Raw genomic sequence first — 21,178 nt, 5'->3', positions numbered from 1 at the left:
ATGCGAAACGTTTCCCAGCAACGAAATGGAAGTTCGAGAGTGGCCGACGGGAACCACGTCGTATTCTCGCAGGTAGAAAAGAGCTACGACGGGAGCACCCAAGTGGTGAAATCGCTCTCCCTTGCGGTCAGGCGGGGTGAGTTTCTGACCCTGCTTGGCCCGTCGGGATCCGGCAAAACAACAACCTTGATGATGCTGGCGGGTTTTGAGGCGCCGACTGCTGGGACGATTAGCATCGACGGTGTGAATCTGACAACGACGCCGCCGCATAGACGGGGCATTGGCATGGTCTTCCAGAACTATGCGCTGTTTCCTCATATGTCGATCGCAGACAACGTGGCCTTTCCACTTGCAGCGAGAAAGGTTCCCAAAGACCAGATCGCGAAAAAAGTAGCAACGGCGTTGGAAATGGTGAAGATGCATGCATTCGCTTCCCGTCGGCCGGCTCAGCTCTCTGGCGGCCAGCAGCAGCGGATCGCGCTGGCCCGTGCCTTGGTCTTCGAGCCCACCTTGGTGCTGATGGACGAGCCTCTTGGTGCTCTGGATAAACAGCTTCGCGAGCACATGCAAACGGAAATCAAGCATCTGCACAAGATGCTTGGCGTGACGGTGGTCTATGTCACCCACGATCAGGATGAAGCGCTGGCCATGTCTGACCGGGTCGCAATCTTCAACAATGGAATCATAGAACAGATCGGTCCGCCGACCGAGATTTATGAATCCCCAAACACCGAGTTTGTGTCGCGGTTCGTTGGCGACAACAATCTGCTGGACAGTGTCGTACGCGAATGTTACGCGTCGGCGGACGGCGACTTCCGCGCAAAAGTCACTCACGGAGAGTGCCAGTTTGAGGCACGCACTGCAAAGCCGCTGCCGTCGGGGTCGCGCGTGTCTCTGGTGTTGCGTCCCGAGCGCGTAGTGATTGCCTCGCACGAAACGGCGTTCGAGAACCGTGTGAACTCGGAGATCATTGAGTCGACCTACTATGGCGATCACGTCAGACTGACATGCAAGATTCCGAGCGGCAACGAAATTTCAGTGAAAATCGCGAACACGTCCAGCCTCGGATCTCTTCGCTCAGGACAGACGCTACCCATCGGCTGGCGCTCAGTTGACAGCCGCGCGCTGTTGGCTGCGGGAGGCCCGACATGAATCCGGTGACAATAGCTGAGAGCGGCCCTGACGATTCCCATGACGAACAATGTGGCGCTACGTTAAAGAGCCGGGTTCAGAAGGCGAGGCGCCGCGAGACGCGAAAATCTTTTCTGCTTGTCCTGCCGGTGATCGTGTTCCTGCTGCTGACCTTTGTTGTGCCGATCGCGAAGATGTTTGAGGTCAGCGTCTACGATGCAACGCTGCGCGACCTTCTTCCGGCGACCGCTCGAGCCCTCGACGCCGGTTCCAGGGACGCGGCAGGTCAGATGTGGACAGCTCTGGCCCGTGACCTCGTTACTGCAAGAGAAAATGGCAAGCTCGGTCTGGTCGCGAGGCGACTGAATACCGAACGCTCGGGGCTTCGATCTGTCGTTGAACGTACGGCGCGGCGCGCTGCTACTGCTGACGAAGTACCGACTGCTCAGTGGTTCGCGAACGTGGATCCGGTATGGACTGATCCCGGCGTGATACCGATGCTTGCACGCGCAACGCGACCATTCACGCTAGATAATTACCTTGCGGCGCTAGACTTCCGACGCGATGAGCAAGGCAGTATCGAGTCACAACCGGAAGACAGCAGAATCTATCGCTCGCTCTACCTGAAAACGTTCCTGGTTTCCGTCGCCGTTACCGCGTTGTGCGCTGTGTTGGGGTATCCGATTGCTTACCTCATGGCGACACGATCAAAGTCCACTGCGAACAAATTGATGATTCTGGTGCTGGTGCCTTTCTGGACGTCAATGCTTGTTCGCGTCACTGCATGGATGGTGATGTTGCAATCTCAAGGAGTGTTCAACGATCTTCTCGTTCTGGCCGGAGTGGTCAATGACCACAACCGTGTCATGTTGATCTATAACCTGACGGGCACACTGATCTCCATGACACATATCCTGTTGCCGTTCTTCATTCTGCCGCTATACAGCGTAATGGTTGCGGTTCCACCTAGCTACATGCGAGCTGCACAATCTCTTGGAGCAGGGCGGTTCATTTCGTTCTGGAAAGTTTATTTTCCGATTACTTTGCCAGGAGTAGGCGCCGGTGGTTTGCTGGTACTGATCCTTGCTTTGGGTTATTACATCACGCCTGCACTTGTCGGCGGACAGTCTGGCCAGATGATTTCGAACATGATCGCTTTCAACGTACAGACTTCGTTGAACTGGGGGCTGGCGGCAGCGCTTAGCATCGTACTACTTGTTGCGGTGCTCGCGCTCTACTTCGTGTACAACCGAATGGTTGGCGCTGAAAATCTCAAGATGGGGTAACCATGAACGTCCATAGCCAGCCGTTTCGTTCTCCCGTCGAAAAGGGATGGAGCATACTTTTTGCCGTAATGTGCACGACAATCTTTCTTTTCCTCGTCGCGCCGGTTCTTGTCATCATCCCTCTTTCGTTCAACGCGGAACCCTATTTCACGTTCTCTCGAGCGATGTTGCATTTGCAAGCTGATGCGTGGTCGCTTCGGTGGTATGAATCGTTTTTCGACAACCCAAGGTGGCTGCTTTCGGTCAAGAACAGCCTCATTGTGGGCGTTGCCACAACGGCTCTTTCTGCGTCCATTGGCACAGCAGCAGCGCTGGGCCTGAGGCAGCGTTTGCTGCCCAGCAGGTCGCTCCTCATGAGCTTCATTCTCGCACCGATGGTTGTACCAACGATTGTCACCGGAGCGGGAACTTACTTCGTATTCGCAAAGGTAGGGCTCGTTGATAACTTGTGGGGTCTCATTGCAGCGCACACCGCGCTTGGCATCCCCTTCGTTGTAGTTACGGTGCTTGCCTCTGTGAGCGGCCTCGATCGGTCCTTTGAACGGGCGGGCGCCATCATGGGGGCGCCGCCCTGGATGGTGTTTCGAAAGGTAACGCTTCCGCTCATCATGCCAGGCGTGACGGCCGGCGCGGTACTCGCGTTTATCACATCGTTTGACGAGGTAGTTTTCGCGCTTTTCATTCTTCCAAGTCCGCAGTATTTCACGCTGCCAAGACAGATGTGGTCTGGACTTCGGGAGCAGATCAGCCCGGCTATTCTTGCAGCGGCAACGCTTTGGATTGTGCTTTCGCTTGTTTTGATGTGGTTGATGGGCGTGCTGAGAAAAAGAGCGGCGCATGTTCGCTGAGGCGCCAGAAGAGGGCGTGCGGGTGGACTACCGCACGAGAGCACCCACGTGCATTGAGCCGCAGCCGTTGCTGCTATCTGCTTCAGGAATTCAATTCGTTGGCGCGCGCCTGACATGCGTCGCGTTGAGCAAGTCAAGGTGCGGGGGGGCATATCCTCAAATTCGCCGCGATCGTTCAAGCCTTCACATCCGTAATTGATCGCCGATATGTCGGCAGATACAGGTAGCCCGCCGGCAGCGCGACCGCGCAAAGGGCCGCCTGATGTCCATGCTAAGTCTTGATCCGATATCGAACCGCCCGGTGTATAGACTGCCTAGTGGTAGTTTTTTGATTGTGTCCGGCAGCACGAAACTGCCGATAGTGCTGCTGCCAGATCGCGGCTCGCTGTCCGCAACTGTGCTCGCATGCTATCCAAAGGTTCGGCGCATACTCAAGTGCGTCTTATTCGGCAATATGGGGACCGTGCTGCTTCCGCCGGCCTTGGTTGGCGTGCGAAGCGAAAGCTTGACGCGGCAGGAGATTCCGCCATGTAGCGCTAGCTGGCTTGCGATCGGATAGCTATCGCGGGGAATGACGAAAAAAACGGATTGTGCCACCGGTAGCGAACGGCGGCCCATGATGAAGGACTCATCGCGAGCGTCAGATCTGGCTCGTTAGCTCCGGTAATACAGAAAAGAGATCGCCGACCAGCCCATAATCTGCAATTCCAAAGATCGGCGCTTCTGGATCCTTATTCACAGCGACGATGACTTTTGAGTCCTTCATGCCGGCCAGATGCTGAATCGCACCGGAAATGCCCACGGCGATATACAACTGCGGAGCGACGATCTTGCCGGTCTGTCCTACCTGCCAGTCGTTCGGAGCGAAACCCGAGTCCACCGCGGCTCGTGACGCACCTACCGCCGCACCGAGCTTCTGTGCCAGCGGATCGAGTAACGCAAAGTTCTCCGCACTACCCATACCGCGCCCACCCGAGATGACGATTCGTGCTGACGTTAGTTCCGGCCGCTCGTTTTCAGCCACTTCGCGACGCACGAAACGTACCCGCCGTGTACCTTCGGCAGCTTCGATCGTGACAATTGATGCGCTGCCGCCAGTCGCGGGCGCGGCGTCGAAAGCGGTAGTGCGGATCGTCGCTACCTTGATCGCATCGTCGCACTGCACGGTTGCGATGGCGTTGTCTGCATAGATCGGACGGTCGAACGTATCGGCCGAATGAATGGCGATGACGTCCGAGATCTGAGATGCGTCGAGTTTTGCAGCAACACGCGGTGCGACGGTCTTGCCCGCAGCAGTCGCAGCGAACAGCACATGTGTATAAGACGGCGCCAGTGCAATCACCTGTGCGGCGATGTTTTCCGCCAGGCCATCGGCCAGAATATGCGCATCGATCAGAATGACGACGTCGACGCCTTCGATTCTGGCTGCGGTTTCGGCGACGGGATGCGCGTTATAACCTGTGACAAGCATGTGCACGCCGTTATTGAGCTGGCGCGCTGCGTTGACTGTGTGCAGTGTGGCGGACGAGACCGCCGCGTCTCTGTGTTCCGCAATGACGAGTGTGGTCATCAGATCACCTTTGCTTCATTCTTCAGTTTGTCGATCAATGTGGCGACGTCCGTCACGCGTACTCCCGCCTTGCGGGCGGCCGGCTCGGCGACTTTCAGCGTCTTCAGCCGCGGCGCGGGATCCACGCCGAGATCGGCCGGCGTGACCGTGTCCATCGGTTTCTTCTTCGCTTTCATGATGTTGGGTAGCGTCACGTAACGTGGCTCGTTCAGCCGCAAGTCAGTCGTTACGATGGCCGGAAGATCCAGCTGAAGCACTTCGAGGCCGCCGTCTACTTCCCGGGTAACAGTGGCGACGTTACCCTCGATCTCGATAGCGCTTGCGAATGTGGCTTGCGGCCAGTCGAGAAGTGCGGCGAGCATTTGGCCGGTCTGACCGGCGTCGTCGTCAATGGCCTGCTTGCCGAGAATGACGAGCTGCGGTTGCTCGCGCTCGACCACGGCCTTCAGCAGCTTTGCGACCCCCAGCGGTTGCAGTTCAGCTTCAGTCTGGATATGCAGAGCGCGATCGGCACCGATAGCGAGCGCCGTACGCAGAGTCTCGCCGCTTTGCGCGGGGCCGCAAGTGACCGCGATCACGTCGTGAGCGACTCCAGCCTCCTTCAGGCGAGTCGCCGCCTCGACGGCGATCTCGTCAAAAGGATTAATCGACATCTTTACGTTCCCTATGTCGACGCCCGTCTGATCAGCCTTCACGCGGACCTTTACGTTGTAGTCGACAACGCGTTTAACTGCTGCCATGACCTTCATGCCTGGTTTCCTCGTTGCTCGGGGGGGAATTTGGGAGCGCGCGCATGTCATCCGCGCGCTTTCTGTTCGATAATGACGAGTGCCGCGTAGGGCGCCTGAGCTTCGTCGTGCGCCTCGCCGTTCAACTCGTATTGTTCCTTATCGCGGGCTGCCTCGATGTCGAACGCGCCGCCGTTTTCCGGGCGCGTGTAGACATATGCTTCAGGAAGCAAGAACGTTTCGCAGAGATCGCGTGCACGCAGCATGCTGGCTCCATGCAGGGTCAGCACGAGCGCGAGGCATCCGGACGGTAGATGCATTGGTTCCCGTAGAACCACGATGCGAGCGGTGTAGCGCTCTCGCGCGACGATGGCGTTCAGTTTCAGGACTGGCCCGTCAAGCAGACTAGCTTGCCAGATGGCGTCTCCGTCATATTCCGCCGACACACATCCGTGTCGCATGTCTATGCGTCTTGAGCCGGCATTTAGCGTGACGCCTACACCCCGAACGACAAGCGACACGCGGTTCATACCGACGAATCGCGAATATGAGCCATCGCGTTCGACGTCGGCGAGGCTGATACGCCAGCCTCCGTCAGCGGCCTCTGCCAGGGTACGCGTCGTACTTTGGCCATTGCGCCAGGCTTGCGGTGCTATGCAAGCGAGTGGCCGGACCGCCAGTTCGACAGACGCTGTCACTTCACGAAACGGCGCCGAGGCCATACTTGCCGGTCAGCAGCTCGCCGGTGGCGAACCGCTCGATAGAGTAGGGTTTGAGCGAGACATCTATCGGCCGACCCAGCGCAGCCTGTGCGAGTATCTTCCCAACCGTGGGCGAAAGCTTGAAGCCGTGGCCCGAGAAGCCATAGCCGACCACCAGGCCATCGATACCTGGCAGCGCGCCGAGCACGGGATTCCAGTCCGGCGTCACGTCATAGACACCGGTCCATGAAGACGCGATGCCTGCCGTCTCGTATGCCGGGAAACGCTCGGCGACCTGTGCGCCGACATCGACGACATAGTCCATCGGGATGTCTCCCTGTTCGGTGTCTGCCGTGCTCAGTTTCTCGCCGACCACTCCTTCGCTGACCAGCATCCGGTTCCCGCCGTAACTGCGGTAATACAGCATGCCTTCCGATGCGAGATCCTTGAATACCGGCATCTGGAAAGTGTAGGGCGCTTCGGGGCACTCGAGCGCAAGAACTGCGTGACGTTCCGGCGCAAGTGGGAGCGTCCTGCCGGTCCAGCCAGCCAGCTCCGGCGTCCAGATGTTTTGCGTGCTGATAACGGCACCGGTACTGAAATCGCCCACGCTCGTCGACACGCCCACCACCTTTCCGCTCTCGATCAACAGCCTGTTCACAGTAACGTTCTCGCGGATCGTCACGCCGCCACGTCGCGCGGCGCGTGCGAAGCTGGTTGCAGTGAGATATGCATCCGCGAACCCAGCTTCCGGTTCATAGCCGATTAGCGCGGCGTCGTCGAAGATGGCAATCGGCATGCGTTCTTTTGCCTGCTGCGCATCGAGCAGTTCGAGGGGAATACCCTGGGCCTTCTGTTGCTCCAGCGATGCACGGAGCGGTTCAAGTTTTTCGTTATCCGCCGAGACGATCATGTAGCCGCACTTGACCAGGCCGCAAGAAGCTTCTTCGTCGCCAAGATAGGCAGCGAAATCGTTGAACACCGACCACGACTTACGTGCCAATTCGACGTTTTCCTTTACCGAATAATGCGTTCTCAGAATGCCAGACGATTGTGACGTCGTGCCTGCGCCAATGGTCGCGCGGTCGAGTACCAGCACGTTTCTGGCGCCCAGCTTTTGTAGGTGAAACGCGACCGAGGTACCGATCACCCCAGCTCCAATTACGACAACATCGTAGTTGTTCACGGCCATGTCCTTTGACAGAAACGATGATCAGAGTCTGCACCCGAAGATGCTCGCCAATGCTTCAATAAGCAATTCTGATGAAAGGTCATAAGTGGGTCGTTCGAACAGGCGAGGACAACGTACGGTGACTTTGTCCCGTGGCATTATTTGGGTCGTCAAGGTTGTCCACGGGATGCAAAATTCAATTGCTGGCATTCGCGCATGGCGCATATTTAGCGATAGCGTCGATCACCATCGCATTTCTGTCTGGCCTTTCGACGAGAGGCCTCGTACGGCTGTTCGCTCCGAAACCAGTAGCGTCTGTGGTGGGGGAGATCGTCGGAATACTGGTTTTAATCGCTACATATGCCTATCTCTTCGGCTGATGGCTAGAGGTAGCTCCGTCCCGAATCCTGGAGCGTCGCCAGTTTGTGCTCCATAAGCTTCGCTTATGTGCGCGCTGTTCGACTTCAAAGCGGGTAGGCTGAGAATAACCTTTACAAGAAATGTCTTGAGCATGACCTCACAACTTGCATCCGTGCAGAACGCGCGTGAATCGATGGAATACGACGTCGTGATCGTCGGCGGCGGCCCGGCTGGCCTTGCCGCGGCGATCCGTCTGAAGCAGCGGGCGGCGGAAAAAGGCGCCGAGATTGGCGTCTGCGTGCTGGAAAAAGGCTCGGAGATCGGGGTGCACATTCTCTCCGGCGCGGTCATGGACCCGCGCGCCATCACCGAACTCATTTGCGACTGGAAGGAAAATGGCGCGCCTTTAGATGTTGAAGTGACGGAAGACCGCTTCCTCTTTCTGAGCGAAACGGGTGCGAAGAGCGTGCCGAACTGGGCGCTGCCGGACAATTTCAAGAACCACGGCAACTACGTGATCAGCCTCGCGAACGTGACGCGCTGGCTGGGTCAACAGGCCGAGGCGCTCGGCGTCGAGATTTTCCCGGGCTTTCCGGCGGCTGAAGTGTTGTACAACGACGACGGCTCGGTCAAGGGCGTCGCGACCGGCAACCTCGGCATCGGCAAGGACGGCGAGCCGACCGAGAACTTCCAACTCGGCATGGAGCTGCACGCGAAGTACACGCTGTTCTGCGAAGGCGCGCGCGGCCACCTCGGCCGCCAGCTGAACGAGAAGTTCAAGCTGCGCGACGGCGTCGATCCGCAGGTGTACGGCATCGGCATCAAGGAGTTGTGGGAGATCGATCCCGCGAAGCACAAGCCGGGTCTGGTGATGCACACGGCCGGCTGGCCGCTCGAGAACGACACCTACGGCGGCTCGTTCCTTTATCACATGGACAACAACCAGGTCGTGGTCGGCTTCGTGGTCGGCCTCGGCTATTCGAATCCGTATCTGTCGCCGTTCGAGGAATTCCAGCGCTATAAGACGCATCCGGCGATCCGCGCGATTCTGGAAGGCGGCAAGCGCGTGTCGTATGGTGCGCGCGCGATCACCGCGGGCGGTCTGATGTCGCTGCCGAAGCTGGTGTTCCCGGGCGGCGCACTTGTCGGCGACGACGCGGGCTTCCTGAACGCGTCGCGCATCAAGGGTTCGCACGCCGCGATCAAGACCGGCATGCTCGCCGCCGACGCCGCATTCGCCGCCGTACAGGCCGGCCGTCAGTCGGACGAACTGACCGCTTATCCGGAAACCTTCAAGACGTCGTGGCTGTACACCGAGCTGTATCGCGCGCGTAACTTCAAGCAGTGGATGAGCAAGGGTCTCTACCTCGGCACGCTGATGGTCGGCGTCGAGCACAAGCTGCTCGGCGGTAACGTGCCCTGGACGCTGCATCACCAGCATTCCGATCATGAGATGCTGAAGCCGGCTTCGCAGTGCAAGCCGATCACGTATCCGAAGCCGGACGGCAAGCTGACGTTCGACCGGCTCTCTTCGGTGTTCATCTCGAACACGAACCACGAGGAAAATCAGCCGGCGCATCTGACGCTGAAAGATCCGAGCGTGCCGGTCAACGTGAACTGGCAGACCTATGCGGGACCGGAGGCGCGTTATTGCCCGGCTGGCGTGTACGAGTTCGTGAAGAATGACGAAGGCAACGAGCGGCTCGTCATCAATGCGCAGAACTGCGTGCACTGCAAGACCTGCGATATCAAGGACCCGACGCAGAATATCGTGTGGGTCACGCCGGAAGGCGGTGGCGGGCCGAACTATCCGAATATGTAGCCAGGCCGAGGGCTCCGATAGGCTGCAAGCGCCTGAAGTTCTACCCAGGTACCGATATCAGGCAAGAGCAGTCGAACGCGACATCCCGAGGAACGCGAACATCGTGATTCTGTGAGGCTGTGTGAGCCGGTCTTCATTTCTGTATTGGCGCATTTTCGAGTTACAGCACGGCGGCACCGACCAAACTACACGACCTGTCCGGCACACTATGAGATCAGCCGAGCGATGCGTGCGAGACCGAACGAGATGTGGTTGCGTTGCACAAGTCCAAGAGCACGCATGTCCCCAGCGCGCAGCGCCAAGCAGCATTCGTCCAGCTCCCTATTAAGACTTCTAAGTTCTTCGTCCCATACAAGTTCCACAATATTCAGCCTAACCCGTGAGACTTGCACGTAACAGCGGTTATGCGTTTGGCGCACTTGTACGTTCGTTATGAGGCCGTTGATTACGGAATGCAACTCATCGAGGACTTTCCAGAATGCTCCTGAATTCGGTGGCCTGTGTTGCAGCGTCGTCGCTTTAACCGCCAACTGTTGCATCCGCTCGAGCGCGTGGGGAGCGTCTGCTGGAGAGCAAAAGTCGCCAAGAATCTCGCTCAACCTTAGCCGGAATGCGTAAGTGTCACGATATTCCCGGAGATCACCGCCCGTGACTATCGTACCGATGCCATTTCTTGTTTCCACGAGGCCTTCGTATGCGAGCCTCTGAAGACTCTGCCGAATCGGTGTGCGACTGACGTGGAATTCATCCGCAAGCGCCGTCTCGCGCAATACGGTGCCGGGGGGATAATACAGAGTGCAGATCCGATCACGTAACGTCTGATGGATCTTCGATATCGGATAGCGGGTTGACGGCGCTTTGTCCACGGTGCCAGCTCTTGATACCCTTGTTTTTGCTACCTGTGACATCAAAGACCTCCCTCGGAGCGAAGCATTAAGACCGTCGCCTGCTACACGTTAAAAAGCGTCTGCATCCGTTTCCGTGAATTGGGCTCCACCAAACTGCTAGATTCGAAAGCGGTTGTGCCAACCGTGTGTATTTTCAAATCGCACGGCGAAGCGTAGCCAACAGTCCCGCCCATCATGCGCTGTCGCAACGTCTCTTGCGAACAGTTAGCCCCTGGTTCAGGGGTCCGCAGCCAACTACCGATTTCTCAACAGCGAGGGGAAGCAAGAACGTTATGCGCCCCGGGCGCTCGCGAGCCTACCGCACGGACATTCAGCGTTGCCGATGGTCAAGAATCGCATGGCGACAATCGCCACAACGGCGCTTTGGCGCGCGCCCTAAGTCTCCATTGTGTGAGCCGCAGCGTCGTCGATTGGTGGCTCTGATGACGACAATTTCGCTTGCGGAACAACAGATTCGTCGTCGCTGCGAATGACCCTGCTCAGGTCATGACGCAAATAGCCTTCATGACTCTTGGGAGCTATTCCTCGTTTCGATAACTGAAACGAAAGATATTCTTCCCACGAGAACGCATCGAGTCCAAGGTGATGATTAACGTGTTGCTGCTCCTTCATATGCGTTAGAACAACCCATTGATGCCCCTAGTGGGTGCGGAGCATCGAGGAGGACGAGCTCTAATCCACATTCCCCCGCGAGCAAACGAAGGGTTGAAGCCTTGTAATACTGAACTGCCGGATACGACCAGTGTGCGCAGCTGCTGTCTGAACCTCCCTCCAGAAAAGCCGCCACAAATTTCCCATTAGATCGCAAACTCCGAGACACTGATTTTAAGCACGTTATAATTTGCGTTTTGCTCGCGTGCATGAATATGCCGGCGGCAATTATGTAGTCAAACTGGCAATTGAAACTGGTTGTATTTAAATCAGAATTGAATGAAAATTGTGGTCGCTTCAAAGTGACAAGTGTGGAGCCAACCTCCGCCTCGATGCCTTGCCGAAGACACCATTCTTCCGGTTCAATGCCGAAATAGCGATCGGGATTGAGGTACATCAAAGGGAACCTGCCTCCACGTAGTGAACCACATCCGATATCCAATAAAAAGTGTTCCTCTCTCAACCCCAGCAGAAGCAATGTAACGAATTGCACGGCACCCAAGCGGTCGTAATAATCAGGTGGACCCACCCAGGCGCGATGATCCCTGTCCCCCATCACGTGCTGTTTACTTTGCATTTGGTAATCCTCATTATGTTATCCGAAGCTTTTTTCAGCTTGCAGCCAAACGAGCCGGTTCAATCGGCAAGCGGGAGTCATCGCGCGGCAACGCTATTGCCGCAGCCTGGAGCGATATTCCACAACTCACGCATGACGCCAGCGAACGTGCAAGAGACGTGCCGAGATGGTTCGGGCAGGTATGCGATGGCCAGATGGTGTCGATATTGTCAGGTGTATGCCAATTCGCCATGTCAGTGTCGGAAAGCGCGCAATGTGAGCGTCGCCGAGGGATTGCGCCAACTCTGGCTGCGACGATAGTGACCGCCACGGTCGCTACGCACGATCACACCGGTTTTTCGGGCGGCGCCGGAACCATGTCATGCGCAGTGCGTCCGCGCACGACACTGGGAGCCAACCCATTTGAATGCCTTGCTCAATGTTTAAGCATGAGATACAGAAGTGATCAGGGGCTCGACGCTCACCACGGCAATGAACCGGTATCCAGTCGCCCGAAGCTGCCTTACTGTTTTTCGGCCGCTACCGGAGCGCGAAAGCCGCAACCGTAAGCATCGAGCGTCGGCGAAACGTGGCGAAATATCGGAGAGAACTGATGTGCACGAGCTACGACGCAAATCCTAACGACGCCTGGGACGCTTTTAGCCTGTTCCCGGAGCCGGACTTCGACTACAAGCGCGAGATCTACAAGGACTACTACGCGCCGATCTTGCGCCGCGGTGGCGACGCATTCGAGACGTTTGGCGCTTGGTTCGGCATCGTTCCGCGGCGGCATATTCCTCCGGGTGTGAAGGCGTTCGATACGATGAACGCGCGTTCGGAATCAGTCGGGAAGAAACGCAGCTTCTGCGGCGCGTGGAAGAATCTCCAACTCTGCCTTGTCCCGTGTAGTGCATTCTTTGAACCCAACTACGAGACAGGTACGGCTGTGTGTTGGAGAATCGGCACAGCTAGCGGTGAACCGCTCGCGATCGCCGGGCTCTGGCGCTCCCTGGAAGGAAGTCGACGGCTCGCATACCCTCTCCTTCACGATGCTCACCGTTGACTCAGACGAGCATCCGCTGATGAAGCGCTTTCACAAGCCCGGTGCCGAGAAGCGCTCAGTCGTCATTGTCCCGCCGGCGCAGTATGGCGATTGGCTCTCCTGCGGATCGACCGATGAAGCTCGGTCCTTTCTGAAGCTTTATCCAGTTGAAGCAATGCACGCGGAACCATATCCCCTTCCGCCGCGTAAATTGCGAGTGGCCGACCGACCCGGCGATCCGCAGCTACCGCTTGTCGATTGAGCAAGCACGTCAACTTGACTACCGTCTGCGCTGGGTATGCTGGTGCGAATAACATCCCGGGTTGAATGATGAGCGCGAAGTTTCTGGTTGGTCGGTGGCAGTCTCCACGGGCGAGTAATCCAGTTCTGAATATCCGCATAGCGATTGAGATAGATGCGCGATCCGTCGTGATGGTGCACCACTTCATCGAGCGCGCGTGGCGACGGTTCGGGCAGGACGAGAACGCATATGTACGCGAACTCATCATTGAAGAGATCGATGCGATCGTTGAGTGCCCGGAGGATTATGGGTTGAAAGCGATTGATGCCATACCCGCCGCATGGTCAGATGCGGAATCGAACGCGCCGCTCGAGCTCCCGGAGGACGATGAAGAAGTGAATGCAGACGATCGGTCATAGCATGCGTCCGCCTGCTGCGATCGATGATACCGCGAAGGTGCAGTGAGCAAATGCGAATGCCCCTGAATACAGGCGTGTTTACGACACGGGGCAAGCGAGGTAACCCGATCGATCGACGAGGCGCGCTCTTTTTTGAACCTCTATCCAGTGGAAGCAATGCTCGCGGAGGCATACCCTCTTCCCCCGCGGAAATCTCCGGTGGCCGATACGACCAGCGGCCCGCAGTTACCCCTTGTAGATTAAAAGGATAGGTCGCCTAGGCAAAAGTCGGCCATCAGTAGTCGTTCGCTTGCGACGTCGCTCGGACAGATCTCCAATCTGCCCGGGAAACGGTCATTCAATTCGCGAGGGCTCGTTGGCTTGTCGCCGGTTCCTTATACATTTTGTACCCCTCGACGTGTTTCAGATCAAGCTGCCTGAATCGCATTAAGCCGCCTTGTGATGTTGGCCATACGCCGTTTATATCGCGCGAAACGTGGACGGCGTTTACTCCGCCACTGAGTTTCGTGGCATCCCATACACACGAACCAATCGCTTTGGGCTGATAGTTCCTTGTATTCCGACCACGGTGATCATTGCTTTGCTCATTGCGAGCCCAGCTCCAAGTGAAACTGCCGGTAGCGAGTAACGTTTTGCGATGGCGTCGTTGATCAGCGACCGCATATGGCCGATACAATTCTCCGCGGAACGGTATGCGAGCCGGACAGACTTCTCCCTGTCGTCCTTGTCCACCCCGAACAATATCAACCCGCCGTCACCCAAATATTCCGTGACCGTCCCGCCTTGAAAGCCACAGGTAACGGCGACGGCAGGCAAAAGCGCAGACGTCTCGTAATAGACCCGTTGCAGTCCGTAGATCTTTGCGGTTTTGATAATTGTCTTGAGTCTTTGAGTCGATCCCCGCATGTCAATTCTAGCGCAATGAACTCGTCGACTTTTGGTCTATCTGCTGACGCAACTGGATAACCAGGGATATTCGAGTCGGCGCTGTCCATAGCGTACGATTCGACCGACTTCTGCAGTCGCGCCTCACTCAGGTGCCCGACCTTCTCCCAATTGGATTCAGCGCGATCGAGACCTTGCTCGATTGCATCACGGACTTTCGCTATCTCACCATTGTTCATCGATTTACCTTCTCGATATGCGCACGGACTTTCGTCCATGCCGCCGCCATGTCACGGTCAGGTGAGTCTTCAGACAGTTTTGCTGGATACTCGATAGTAGTCACGCCCGCAAGATCGCTAGGCAGCTTTACAGCGACGCCCTTTGGCTTCATCAAGGTGGTTCGGCGGCGAACCCCAATCTCCCCATAAAAAGTCCCAATTCAAAGATGACGTTATCGCGTGGATTTGGCTTCCTCTCCTTGCGGGATGTAGTGAGGTCATCATCCTGTGCGATGGCAATCGCGAAGTCCGCCGTGTCCAGATGACGCTCGAGGTCGTCGAGCGGATAACTGCTCACTCCGAACACATTGTCTGGCCAGTTCCAAAACTTGATGTTTTCCGCATGTTCGAACGCGAGGACACCGGTCTCAGCGACCGACAGGGCTTCGACTGATGAAATCGCGAAGACATTCACTTTTTCGTCTGAGCGCGCAAGCGCCTTGTTGCGTCGCTCCAGCCGCCGCGCAAGTTCCACAGCAAGGTGCTCGTAGATCCGGGGAAACTGATCGCACAGCTCGATGAATTGAGTCTCGGATAGTTTAATAGCGACAATAGCGCGGTCAGCGATCACAGTCGCGGAGCGCGGCAGTGCCTAAATTTCCGCCATTTCACCTACGTGCCGACCGGCATCAACGCGATCGACTTCTTTCTTACCAACAATGATCTTCGTAGTCCCAGTCAACAAAAAATAAACGTCGCTGGATTGCTCGCCCTGTGTGATGAGCTTTTCATTGTCTTGAAACTCGACAAGTTCACCGTATTGGCCAGCCGCTGCGGCAGCTCTGGAATACCGCGGCAAATTCCTTGCATTTCAAGCGCGTCAATGAGATTTTGGCACCGCGCTTCTCCCTCAAATCTTTCCTTCACGGTTACCCCGTTTTGTTATTGATAAAATGTTCTTACTTAGCCGATGTCACTGCCGACGCCGGAAAATCGTCGACCCTTGTCGATTGGCCTTTGCGATGAAGCTCGGCGCTACATTAACGATTCCCGACGCCCATACAGTTGTGAGCGAATGCGAGTCAATGGTGAATCACCGAGGGGCTCGGTCGTAGGGCGGTAACGGTCGAAAGTTCGCGATTCTGGCTTCGAGCACGCACGTTCTGTGGGACCGGCCACGTTCGATTTCCGCCCATGGCACGGTGAGGCTGCATTGGGCAGATTTTCAGCCCCAGCGAGCCAATCAGGTGGCAGGCTGCCAATGCCCATCGGTCAACGAAACACCAAGGTTCGCTTTACCCTTGCCTGTGACGTCGTTGCCTAACGCGGGGAATGACGTCTGAAGCTGTTTGTTTTCCGCCCACTTCGGTACGTCTGTTAGTTCGTAGGCGTACGTCACAGTCGTGACCACGGCGCCGCCTAGTTTCATCGGGTCGTCCCAGTTCAGGACCTTCGTGAGTTTTGCTTTCCCATAGCAGAATGCGCCGTACAGCTTGCTGGGAAACGGCTGCCGCTCATTCGTAACCAGCAGCTTCTTACCTTCTTCGGTCAGCGTAAAGATCGCCTGTTTGCGAAAGTTCGTGGAAGAACTCGGTCCTTCCTCCTTCACCGTTGCAATTCCTGCCTGCACTAACCCCATTCCGGCGTCATAAAACGCATAAGGGTTACCGTGGTCCGTGGGATCGCTTGTCGCCGGCCAGACTCCGGGCGGCAGGCACCGCGATTGGCTAGAGCGTGTTAGGAACTTTGAAGTACGGACACGGCGTGGACAAGCATGAGCATTGCGAAGACGACGAAATGAAGCCCAGCGAGAGTTTCGGGGAGCCGTTCATAGTCACGTGCGAGACGCCGGAAACGGTTGAGCCAGCCAAAGCTGCGCTCGACCACCCACCGGCGGGGGAGCAGAACGAAACCCTTTTTCGTTTCTTCGAGTTTGATCATCTGAAGGTCAATGCCCTCGTCGAACGCAGCCTGCGCTGGCTCTTTGCCCGTGTATCCCTGATCGGCAAATGCCACCTTGACCGTTCGTCCCGTTACCTGCTGGACCTGCCGCGCAAGCTCCGCTACCTGTGCGCGCTCCTGTTCATTGGCTGGGGTCACGTGCACCGCCAGCAACTGTCCCAACGTGTCTACTGCAATATGTACCTTACTACCGCGCTTGCGCTTATAACCGTCATAACCCGCACGCGGGCCGCTCTCGCAGGTCGACTGTATCGTGCGGCCATCGAGGATGACCGCGCTGGGCTGTCCCCGACGGCCCTGTGCCACGCGTATCACCGAGCGCAGGTCACTCACCATGCTCTCAAAGCAGCCAGCCTGCAACCAGCGTTGAGTCTGCTGATACACCAACTCCCACGGCGGGAAATCATTGGGCAGCATCCTCCACGGCGCGCCGGCACGAGCCATCCAGCGCAATGCATCAAACATGTCGCGCAGTTCGTATTTGCGCTGGGGCGCGTCAACGTCCATCAGCGTCAGATACGGCGCCGCGAAACTCCATTCCTCATCCGACACATCAGTCGGATACCCTTTGCGGTCGGTTGTTTTCATCCCGCCAGGATACCAGGTCTCAATCGAAGTTCCTAACACGCTCTAAGGCGGTGGCAAAGCGGCTAAGACCCCGGCGCCGACGGCAACGACCAGACTATGCGCCAAAGCAGCCGCCCGCAAGCGACAGTTCGCCCGCATTGGTATCGGGGCTGTCAACACGACTATCAGATCTCCAGCATGGCATACAGAAAGAACATGCCGTGACCCTCATGGATCTTCTTTTTCGGCGCACCGGACTTGGTTGGCGGCGTCAATTCAGCGAGGCTGAGCTCGATCAAGCAGCGTCCGTGCTAGCGACGGAGCCTGGCCTTTCCTCTGCGGAGAAGTGGCGAGAGATCGAGGCGTTCAAAATCGAATGTGAGAGGCTTTTCGGACGACGTTCTTTACAAGACTTATCCACGAGTACGATTGCCGGGAAAGACGGAGATGATTCCGGATAGCTTTGAGTAAGCTAACAGCCCTTTGTGTGGCCGATGTGAGGATCCGCTGAATGTGCTTTCCACGCACAGTCACACGCACAGTCATTGTCGCTCCGATCCAAGAGTCCGATCATCGCTGTGTTGCGGACACGTGCAAGCGAGCTGAACCGCAGGCTGGTTGGTTTAACTACATGCAGGCACTTCAGACTTGCTGTAATAGCTTGCTTCAGCCCCAGCGTGCGGGAGATAGCCGAGCGATTCCATCAGACGATGACGGTCTTGCCAGCCCACACATTCCAGGGTTGCCTATTCGACGGATTCCCTCGTTTTCCAAGGGGCGCGGCGATGAAACGGTTCCGTCTTGGAGATGCCGTTCATCGGTTCATGCAGCGCGTTCTCGCGGACGTCGGCCGGCTGCCGACCGACGGGTCGATTCTAGCCTCAGTCAGTCGTTGTCTGTATTGAATGCTGACGTAGTGACACGCTCCGTCTGATGTTTTCACGTGGCTCGCCAGTTCGAATGTCGGTACGGTCTTTTGTGAGAATTACTTCAAAGGACGTATCAAGTCTACCCTAGTGAAGCACCGGATGCTGGCGAGTCGATCCAGTATCGGTATCGAGGCGCACCCTATACGGGTTTCAAATACATGACCTATTTTGGCCGGATTGTGTCATTCACATCAGCGAGGCAGACTTCTATCGATGCCACTGCATTCGTTAGTGGAGGACAGCAACGAATCACGAACCGCGAACGAAGAATTCGCCCAATGGAGACAGAAGATGACTGTGCTTGATGAGCGCCGGCCGCCACACTCGCGATTCGCGCAATCGGAACGACGAGTGCCTACGAGAGCGGTTGTTGCGGCGATCGCGGGCAATGCTCTTGAGTTCTACGATTTTGGGATCTACTCGTTCTTCGCGGTCTACGCAGCAAGGGCTTTCTTTCCATCCTTGGACGGACTGACAGGAATTCTTGCTTCCGTCGCAGTTTTTGGGGTGGGTTTCGTGACTCGCCCTCTTGGTGCGCTGTTCATCGGCCGGCTCGGCGACCGCCTCGGACGCAAGCCGGCCTTGCTTCTTACCATCGCGCTGATCATTGTCGGCACTATGGGACTGGCCTTGACTCCCGATCAGGCAACCATCGGTGTCGCCGCTCCGATCATCGTGGTCATCAGCCGGCTCATCCAGGGGTTCGGCTTGGGCGGCGAAGTCGGGCCGGCCGTAGCATTCCTTATGGAAGCTGCTCCCGAGGGGCGACGCGGTTTCTATACGAGTTGGTCGACCGCCAGCCAGGGCATTTCGGGTTTCGCCGCAGGGATTGTCGGCGTCACGTTCACATCGCTACTGGCGCCGGAGAACATGCAGAGTTGGGGATGGCGATTAGCGTTCGCCCTTGGGCTCCTACTCGTCCCGGTTGCGCTCTACTTGCGCAAACAGATGCCCGAGACCTTCGATGGCCGTAGCCGTGGGGCGAATACGACGGCCACTCCATGGCGCGATTTGTGGCGCCATCGCCGAGCCATTTTGCCCGGTATGGCGATGCTGGGAGCTAGCACCGCGGTTTTCTACGTAGCGGTCTACATGACCACATACTCCATCGCGGTACTGAAAATGCCGCCGCATATCGGCATGTTTTCGGCGATAGCGTTAGGTGCGTCGCTGATCGTGTTCGGTCTGCTTGGTGGGTGGCTCTGTGATCGCTATAACGTCCGGGTCATAGTGGCGCTTCCATACACGGTCCTGCTCGCGGGAATCTACCCGGCATACCACCTTCTTATTCTCTCGCAGAGCGTGTCGACCTTGCTCATCGCCACCATATTGATGAGTGCCATGCCGGCCGTGGCGGGACCTTCGGTTCTGATGCTGATTGGCGAAGCGTTGCCGGCGCGCGTGCGAGCTCTCGGCCTCAGTGTCACTTATGCCGTTCCGATCACTAGCTTCGGTGGCACCGCACAGGTTGTCGTCACCTGGTTGCTGAAACACACCGGCAATCCCGCTTCTCCCGCATTCTATGCGGTTATGGCAAGCGCGGTCATGCTGTTTGCCATCATGGCCTTTCCAAAAGGTCTTGACCGATTCGGTCACGCGAATGGAGTTGTGTTGGATTGAAGGCGGACTGTCCCGCGGAAGGCTAGAGTTTCAAACCTATTTTCAACTGATGCAGAGAGGCAAATCAATGGCAGTCGCGGAAGAAATCTGGAACCTCGTCGATGTAAAAAAGGAAGACTTCTTCGTGCTCAGTGACAAAGTATGGGCAACGCCTGAACTGTCCTATAACGAGTTCAGATCGGTTACGGAGCATGTGGCGATGCTGGAGCAGGAGGGGTTTCGCATTGTCCGAAATGTCGCCGGCATTCCGACCGCCGTTATGGGTGAGGCCGGCGAAGGCGGACCCATCATCGCGTTCCTGGGCGAATACGACGCGCTTCCGGGACTGAGCCAGGCGGCCGGACTGGCCGAGTTCTCGCCGGTCGAAAAGGACGGACACGGACACGGGTGTGGGCATAACCTTCTTGGCGCCGCGGCTCTCCTGGCGGCGACGGCTGTGAAGGACTATCTCGCGGCTAACGGATTGAAAGGGCGCGTGCGTTACTACGGCTGTCCAGCAGAGGAGGGCGGAGCGGGCAAGGCTTTTATGGCGCGCGCAGGCGCCTTCGACGACGTCGACGCCGCCATCACGTGGCATCCAGCCTTTTTTAACATGGTATGGGACTCTGGCTCTCTCGCCACTCTCGGAATCGACTTCAGCTTTACGGGGCGCACCGCCCATGCTGCAGCTACGCCCCATCTCGGCCGCAGCGCGCTGGACGCCGTCGAACTCATGAACGTCGGCGTAAACTATATGCGCGAGCACATGTCGCGCCATGCCCGCATACACTATGCCATTATCGATGCGGGCGGCATCGCGCCGAATGTCGTGCAGAGCCACGCTACGGTTCGTTATTCGATCCGCGCGGCCCAACAGACGGAATTGGTCGAACTGGCCGAACGGGTCCGCAAGGTAGCCAAAGGCGCAGCGTTGATGACAGAGACCGAGGTGAGCGAAGACGTGCACGCTGCGGTCGCAAGCTTGCTTCGCAATCGTCCCTTGGAAGAAGCGCTCCACGCCAATTTGGTGAAGTTGGGGCCTACTGGCTTCGACGAACGTGACCGCGCAATCGCAGCGCCTTTTCAGACGTCCTGTTCGGCGAAAGCGATCGCTGCTTCCTACGAGTTGTGGCAGCTCGCGCCGCGCGAGCACACGGTGCTGTGTGACGAAGTCTGGCCGTTGCGCGATGTCACTGAGCCGGTCATGGGATCGACGGACGTCGGTGATGTGAGTCGCACGGTGCCAACAGTGCAGCTTCTGGCGGCGACTCATGTCATTGGCCCGCCGTCCCACACTTGGCAATGGACCGCGCAGAGCAATTCGGATCCGGCCCGCAAGGGTTTGGCCTATGCCGCAAAGATCATGGCGGCAACCGGAGCGGACGTCTTGACGGACGATAGGCTCCGTACGGCCATCAAGGATGAGTTCCGGCGACAAAGTGCGCTTGACCCATTCACCTGTCTGATGCCCGCCGAACTCCCCCCCCGCTTGCCGCAACAAGCCGCCTGAGAACGAGCCCGTCGCAGTCCCGGACGGCCTGGCGAGTCACAGTGGGGCCGGGGGCGGGCGTGCTCTCTGCTGGC

At 57.4% G+C, this 21,178-nt stretch carries 18 protein-coding genes and 3 pseudogenes; 9 read left to right on the top strand and 12 right to left on the bottom strand.

Translation table 11 applies throughout. The annotated features are described in order from the left end of the window. From G5S42_RS38785 to G5S42_RS38775, 3 genes are read left to right on the top strand one after another with little or no spacing between them, the layout of a single operon-like run. Positions 1 to 1,152 (top strand): ABC transporter ATP-binding protein, encoded by a 1,152-nt coding sequence (locus tag G5S42_RS38785; RefSeq protein WP_176112074.1) that lies wholly within the window; start codon positions 1 to 3, stop codon positions 1,150 to 1,152. After that, complete coding sequence (locus G5S42_RS38780; RefSeq protein ID WP_176112073.1) at positions 1,149 to 2,417, top strand: ABC transporter permease; 1,269 nt, start codon at positions 1,149 to 1,151, stop codon at positions 2,415 to 2,417. Before G5S42_RS38785 ends, G5S42_RS38780 begins: the two co-directional genes overlap by 4 nt. Positions 2,418 to 2,419: 2 nt before the next feature. Next, positions 2,420 to 3,265 carry an ABC transporter permease gene (locus G5S42_RS38775; RefSeq protein ID WP_176112072.1) on the top strand — a complete coding sequence of 282 codons (846 nt, stop codon included), beginning with the start codon at positions 2,420 to 2,422 and terminating at the stop codon, positions 3,263 to 3,265. A gap of 640 nt (positions 3,266 to 3,905) precedes the next feature. Here the strand turns inward: G5S42_RS38775 and G5S42_RS38770 are convergent. The 5 genes and pseudogenes from G5S42_RS38770 to G5S42_RS38755 all read right to left on the bottom strand — a co-directional run bounded on the left by G5S42_RS38770 (position 3,906) and on the right by G5S42_RS38755 (position 7,450). Continuing rightward, the gene (locus G5S42_RS38770; protein ID WP_176112071.1) at positions 3,906 to 4,835 is read right to left on the bottom strand and encodes an electron transfer flavoprotein subunit alpha/FixB family protein; all 930 of its coding nucleotides are present in this window, start codon (positions 4,833 to 4,835) and stop codon (positions 3,906 to 3,908) included. Further along, entirely contained in the window at positions 4,835 to 5,584 is a 750-nt protein-coding gene (locus G5S42_RS38765) for an electron transfer flavoprotein subunit beta/FixA family protein (protein WP_176112070.1), read from the bottom strand. The genes G5S42_RS38770 and G5S42_RS38765 overlap by 1 nt, the downstream gene beginning before the upstream one ends. A gap of 47 nt (positions 5,585 to 5,631) precedes the next feature. After that, positions 5,632 to 5,829, bottom strand: a complete 198-nt coding sequence (locus G5S42_RS44685) for a hypothetical protein (protein ID WP_246392609.1) — start codon at positions 5,827 to 5,829, stop codon at positions 5,632 to 5,634. Positions 5,830 to 5,943: 114 nt separating this feature from the next. Continuing rightward, positions 5,944 to 6,285 (bottom strand): annotated as a pseudogene (locus G5S42_RS44680) (HutD family protein); the annotation flags it as partial. Beyond that, the gene (locus G5S42_RS38755; RefSeq protein WP_176112068.1) at positions 6,263 to 7,450 is read right to left on the bottom strand and encodes an NAD(P)/FAD-dependent oxidoreductase; all 1,188 of its coding nucleotides are present in this window, start codon (positions 7,448 to 7,450) and stop codon (positions 6,263 to 6,265) included. The pseudogene G5S42_RS44680 and the gene G5S42_RS38755, both read right to left, overlap by 23 nt. Positions 7,451 to 7,946: 496 nt before the next feature. Between G5S42_RS38755 and G5S42_RS38750 the strand changes: the two genes are divergently transcribed. Continuing rightward, on the top strand, positions 7,947 to 9,617 hold the full coding sequence (locus tag G5S42_RS38750; protein WP_176112067.1) for an electron transfer flavoprotein-ubiquinone oxidoreductase: 1,671 nt from the start codon (positions 7,947 to 7,949) through the stop codon (positions 9,615 to 9,617). A 206-nt stretch (positions 9,618 to 9,823) separates the two neighbouring features. On the opposite strand, the gene G5S42_RS38745 is transcribed toward G5S42_RS38750, so the two are convergent. Further along, the gene (locus tag G5S42_RS38745) at positions 9,824 to 10,525 is read right to left on the bottom strand and encodes a GntR family transcriptional regulator (RefSeq protein WP_176112066.1); all 702 of its coding nucleotides are present in this window, start codon (positions 10,523 to 10,525) and stop codon (positions 9,824 to 9,826) included. Between the two features lie 589 nt (positions 10,526 to 11,114). Next, complete coding sequence (locus G5S42_RS38740) at positions 11,115 to 11,753, bottom strand: class I SAM-dependent methyltransferase (RefSeq protein ID WP_176112065.1); 639 nt, start codon at positions 11,751 to 11,753, stop codon at positions 11,115 to 11,117. Positions 11,754 to 12,345: 592 nt separating this feature from the next. On the opposite strand from G5S42_RS38740, the gene G5S42_RS38735 reads away from it, so the two are divergent. From G5S42_RS38735 to G5S42_RS38730, 3 genes are all read left to right on the top strand, one after another. Continuing rightward, positions 12,346 to 12,795, top strand: a complete 450-nt coding sequence (locus tag G5S42_RS38735) for an SOS response-associated peptidase family protein (protein WP_246392450.1) — start codon at positions 12,346 to 12,348, stop codon at positions 12,793 to 12,795. A 19-nt stretch (positions 12,796 to 12,814) separates the two neighbouring features. Continuing rightward, positions 12,815 to 13,036 carry an SOS response-associated peptidase family protein gene (locus G5S42_RS44675; RefSeq protein ID WP_246392449.1) on the top strand — a complete coding sequence of 74 codons (222 nt, stop codon included), beginning with the start codon at positions 12,815 to 12,817 and terminating at the stop codon, positions 13,034 to 13,036. A 68-nt stretch (positions 13,037 to 13,104) separates the two neighbouring features. Beyond that, the gene (locus G5S42_RS38730) at positions 13,105 to 13,434 is read left to right on the top strand and encodes a hypothetical protein (protein WP_176112064.1); all 330 of its coding nucleotides are present in this window, start codon (positions 13,105 to 13,107) and stop codon (positions 13,432 to 13,434) included. Between the two features lie 1,275 nt (positions 13,435 to 14,709). On the opposite strand, the gene G5S42_RS44670 is transcribed toward G5S42_RS38730, so the two are convergent. From G5S42_RS44670 to G5S42_RS44665, 5 genes and pseudogenes are all read right to left on the bottom strand, one after another. After that, positions 14,710 to 15,168, bottom strand: a complete 459-nt coding sequence (locus G5S42_RS44670; RefSeq protein ID WP_176112063.1) for a TIR domain-containing protein — start codon at positions 15,166 to 15,168, stop codon at positions 14,710 to 14,712. A 21-nt stretch (positions 15,169 to 15,189) separates the two neighbouring features. Then, positions 15,190 to 15,396: a cyclic nucleotide-binding domain-containing protein gene (locus G5S42_RS45900; protein WP_376777232.1), complete on the bottom strand. Its 207-nt coding sequence runs from the start codon at positions 15,394 to 15,396 to the stop codon at positions 15,190 to 15,192. A 384-nt stretch (positions 15,397 to 15,780) separates the two neighbouring features. Beyond that, positions 15,781 to 16,254, bottom strand: a pseudogene (locus tag G5S42_RS38720) (SEN1982 family lipoprotein); the annotation flags it as partial. A gap of 20 nt (positions 16,255 to 16,274) precedes the next feature. Continuing rightward, positions 16,275 to 17,087 (bottom strand): IS5 family transposase, encoded by an 813-nt coding sequence (locus tag G5S42_RS38715; RefSeq protein ID WP_176112061.1) that lies wholly within the window; start codon positions 17,085 to 17,087, stop codon positions 16,275 to 16,277. Between the two features lie 602 nt (positions 17,088 to 17,689). Next, positions 17,690 to 18,009 (bottom strand): annotated as a pseudogene (locus G5S42_RS44665) (IS3 family transposase); the annotation flags it as partial. A 277-nt stretch (positions 18,010 to 18,286) separates the two neighbouring features. On the opposite strand from G5S42_RS44665, the gene G5S42_RS38710 reads away from it, so the two are divergent. Both G5S42_RS38710 and G5S42_RS38705 read left to right on the top strand, forming a co-directional pair. Next, entirely contained in the window at positions 18,287 to 19,615 is a 1,329-nt protein-coding gene (locus G5S42_RS38710) for an MFS transporter (RefSeq protein WP_176112060.1), read from the top strand. Further along, positions 19,575 to 21,104 (top strand): amidohydrolase, encoded by a 1,530-nt coding sequence (locus G5S42_RS38705; RefSeq protein WP_246392447.1) that lies wholly within the window; start codon positions 19,575 to 19,577, stop codon positions 21,102 to 21,104. The genes G5S42_RS38710 and G5S42_RS38705 overlap by 41 nt, the downstream gene beginning before the upstream one ends. Positions 21,105 to 21,178: the final 74 nt, after the last annotated feature.

Source organism: Paraburkholderia youngii, from assembly GCF_013366925.1.
GTDB lineage: Bacteria > Pseudomonadota > Gammaproteobacteria > Burkholderiales > Burkholderiaceae > Paraburkholderia > Paraburkholderia youngii.
The sequence above is the reverse complement of the archived record's forward strand: the minus strand, read 5'-3'. Positions and strand labels throughout refer to the sequence as shown.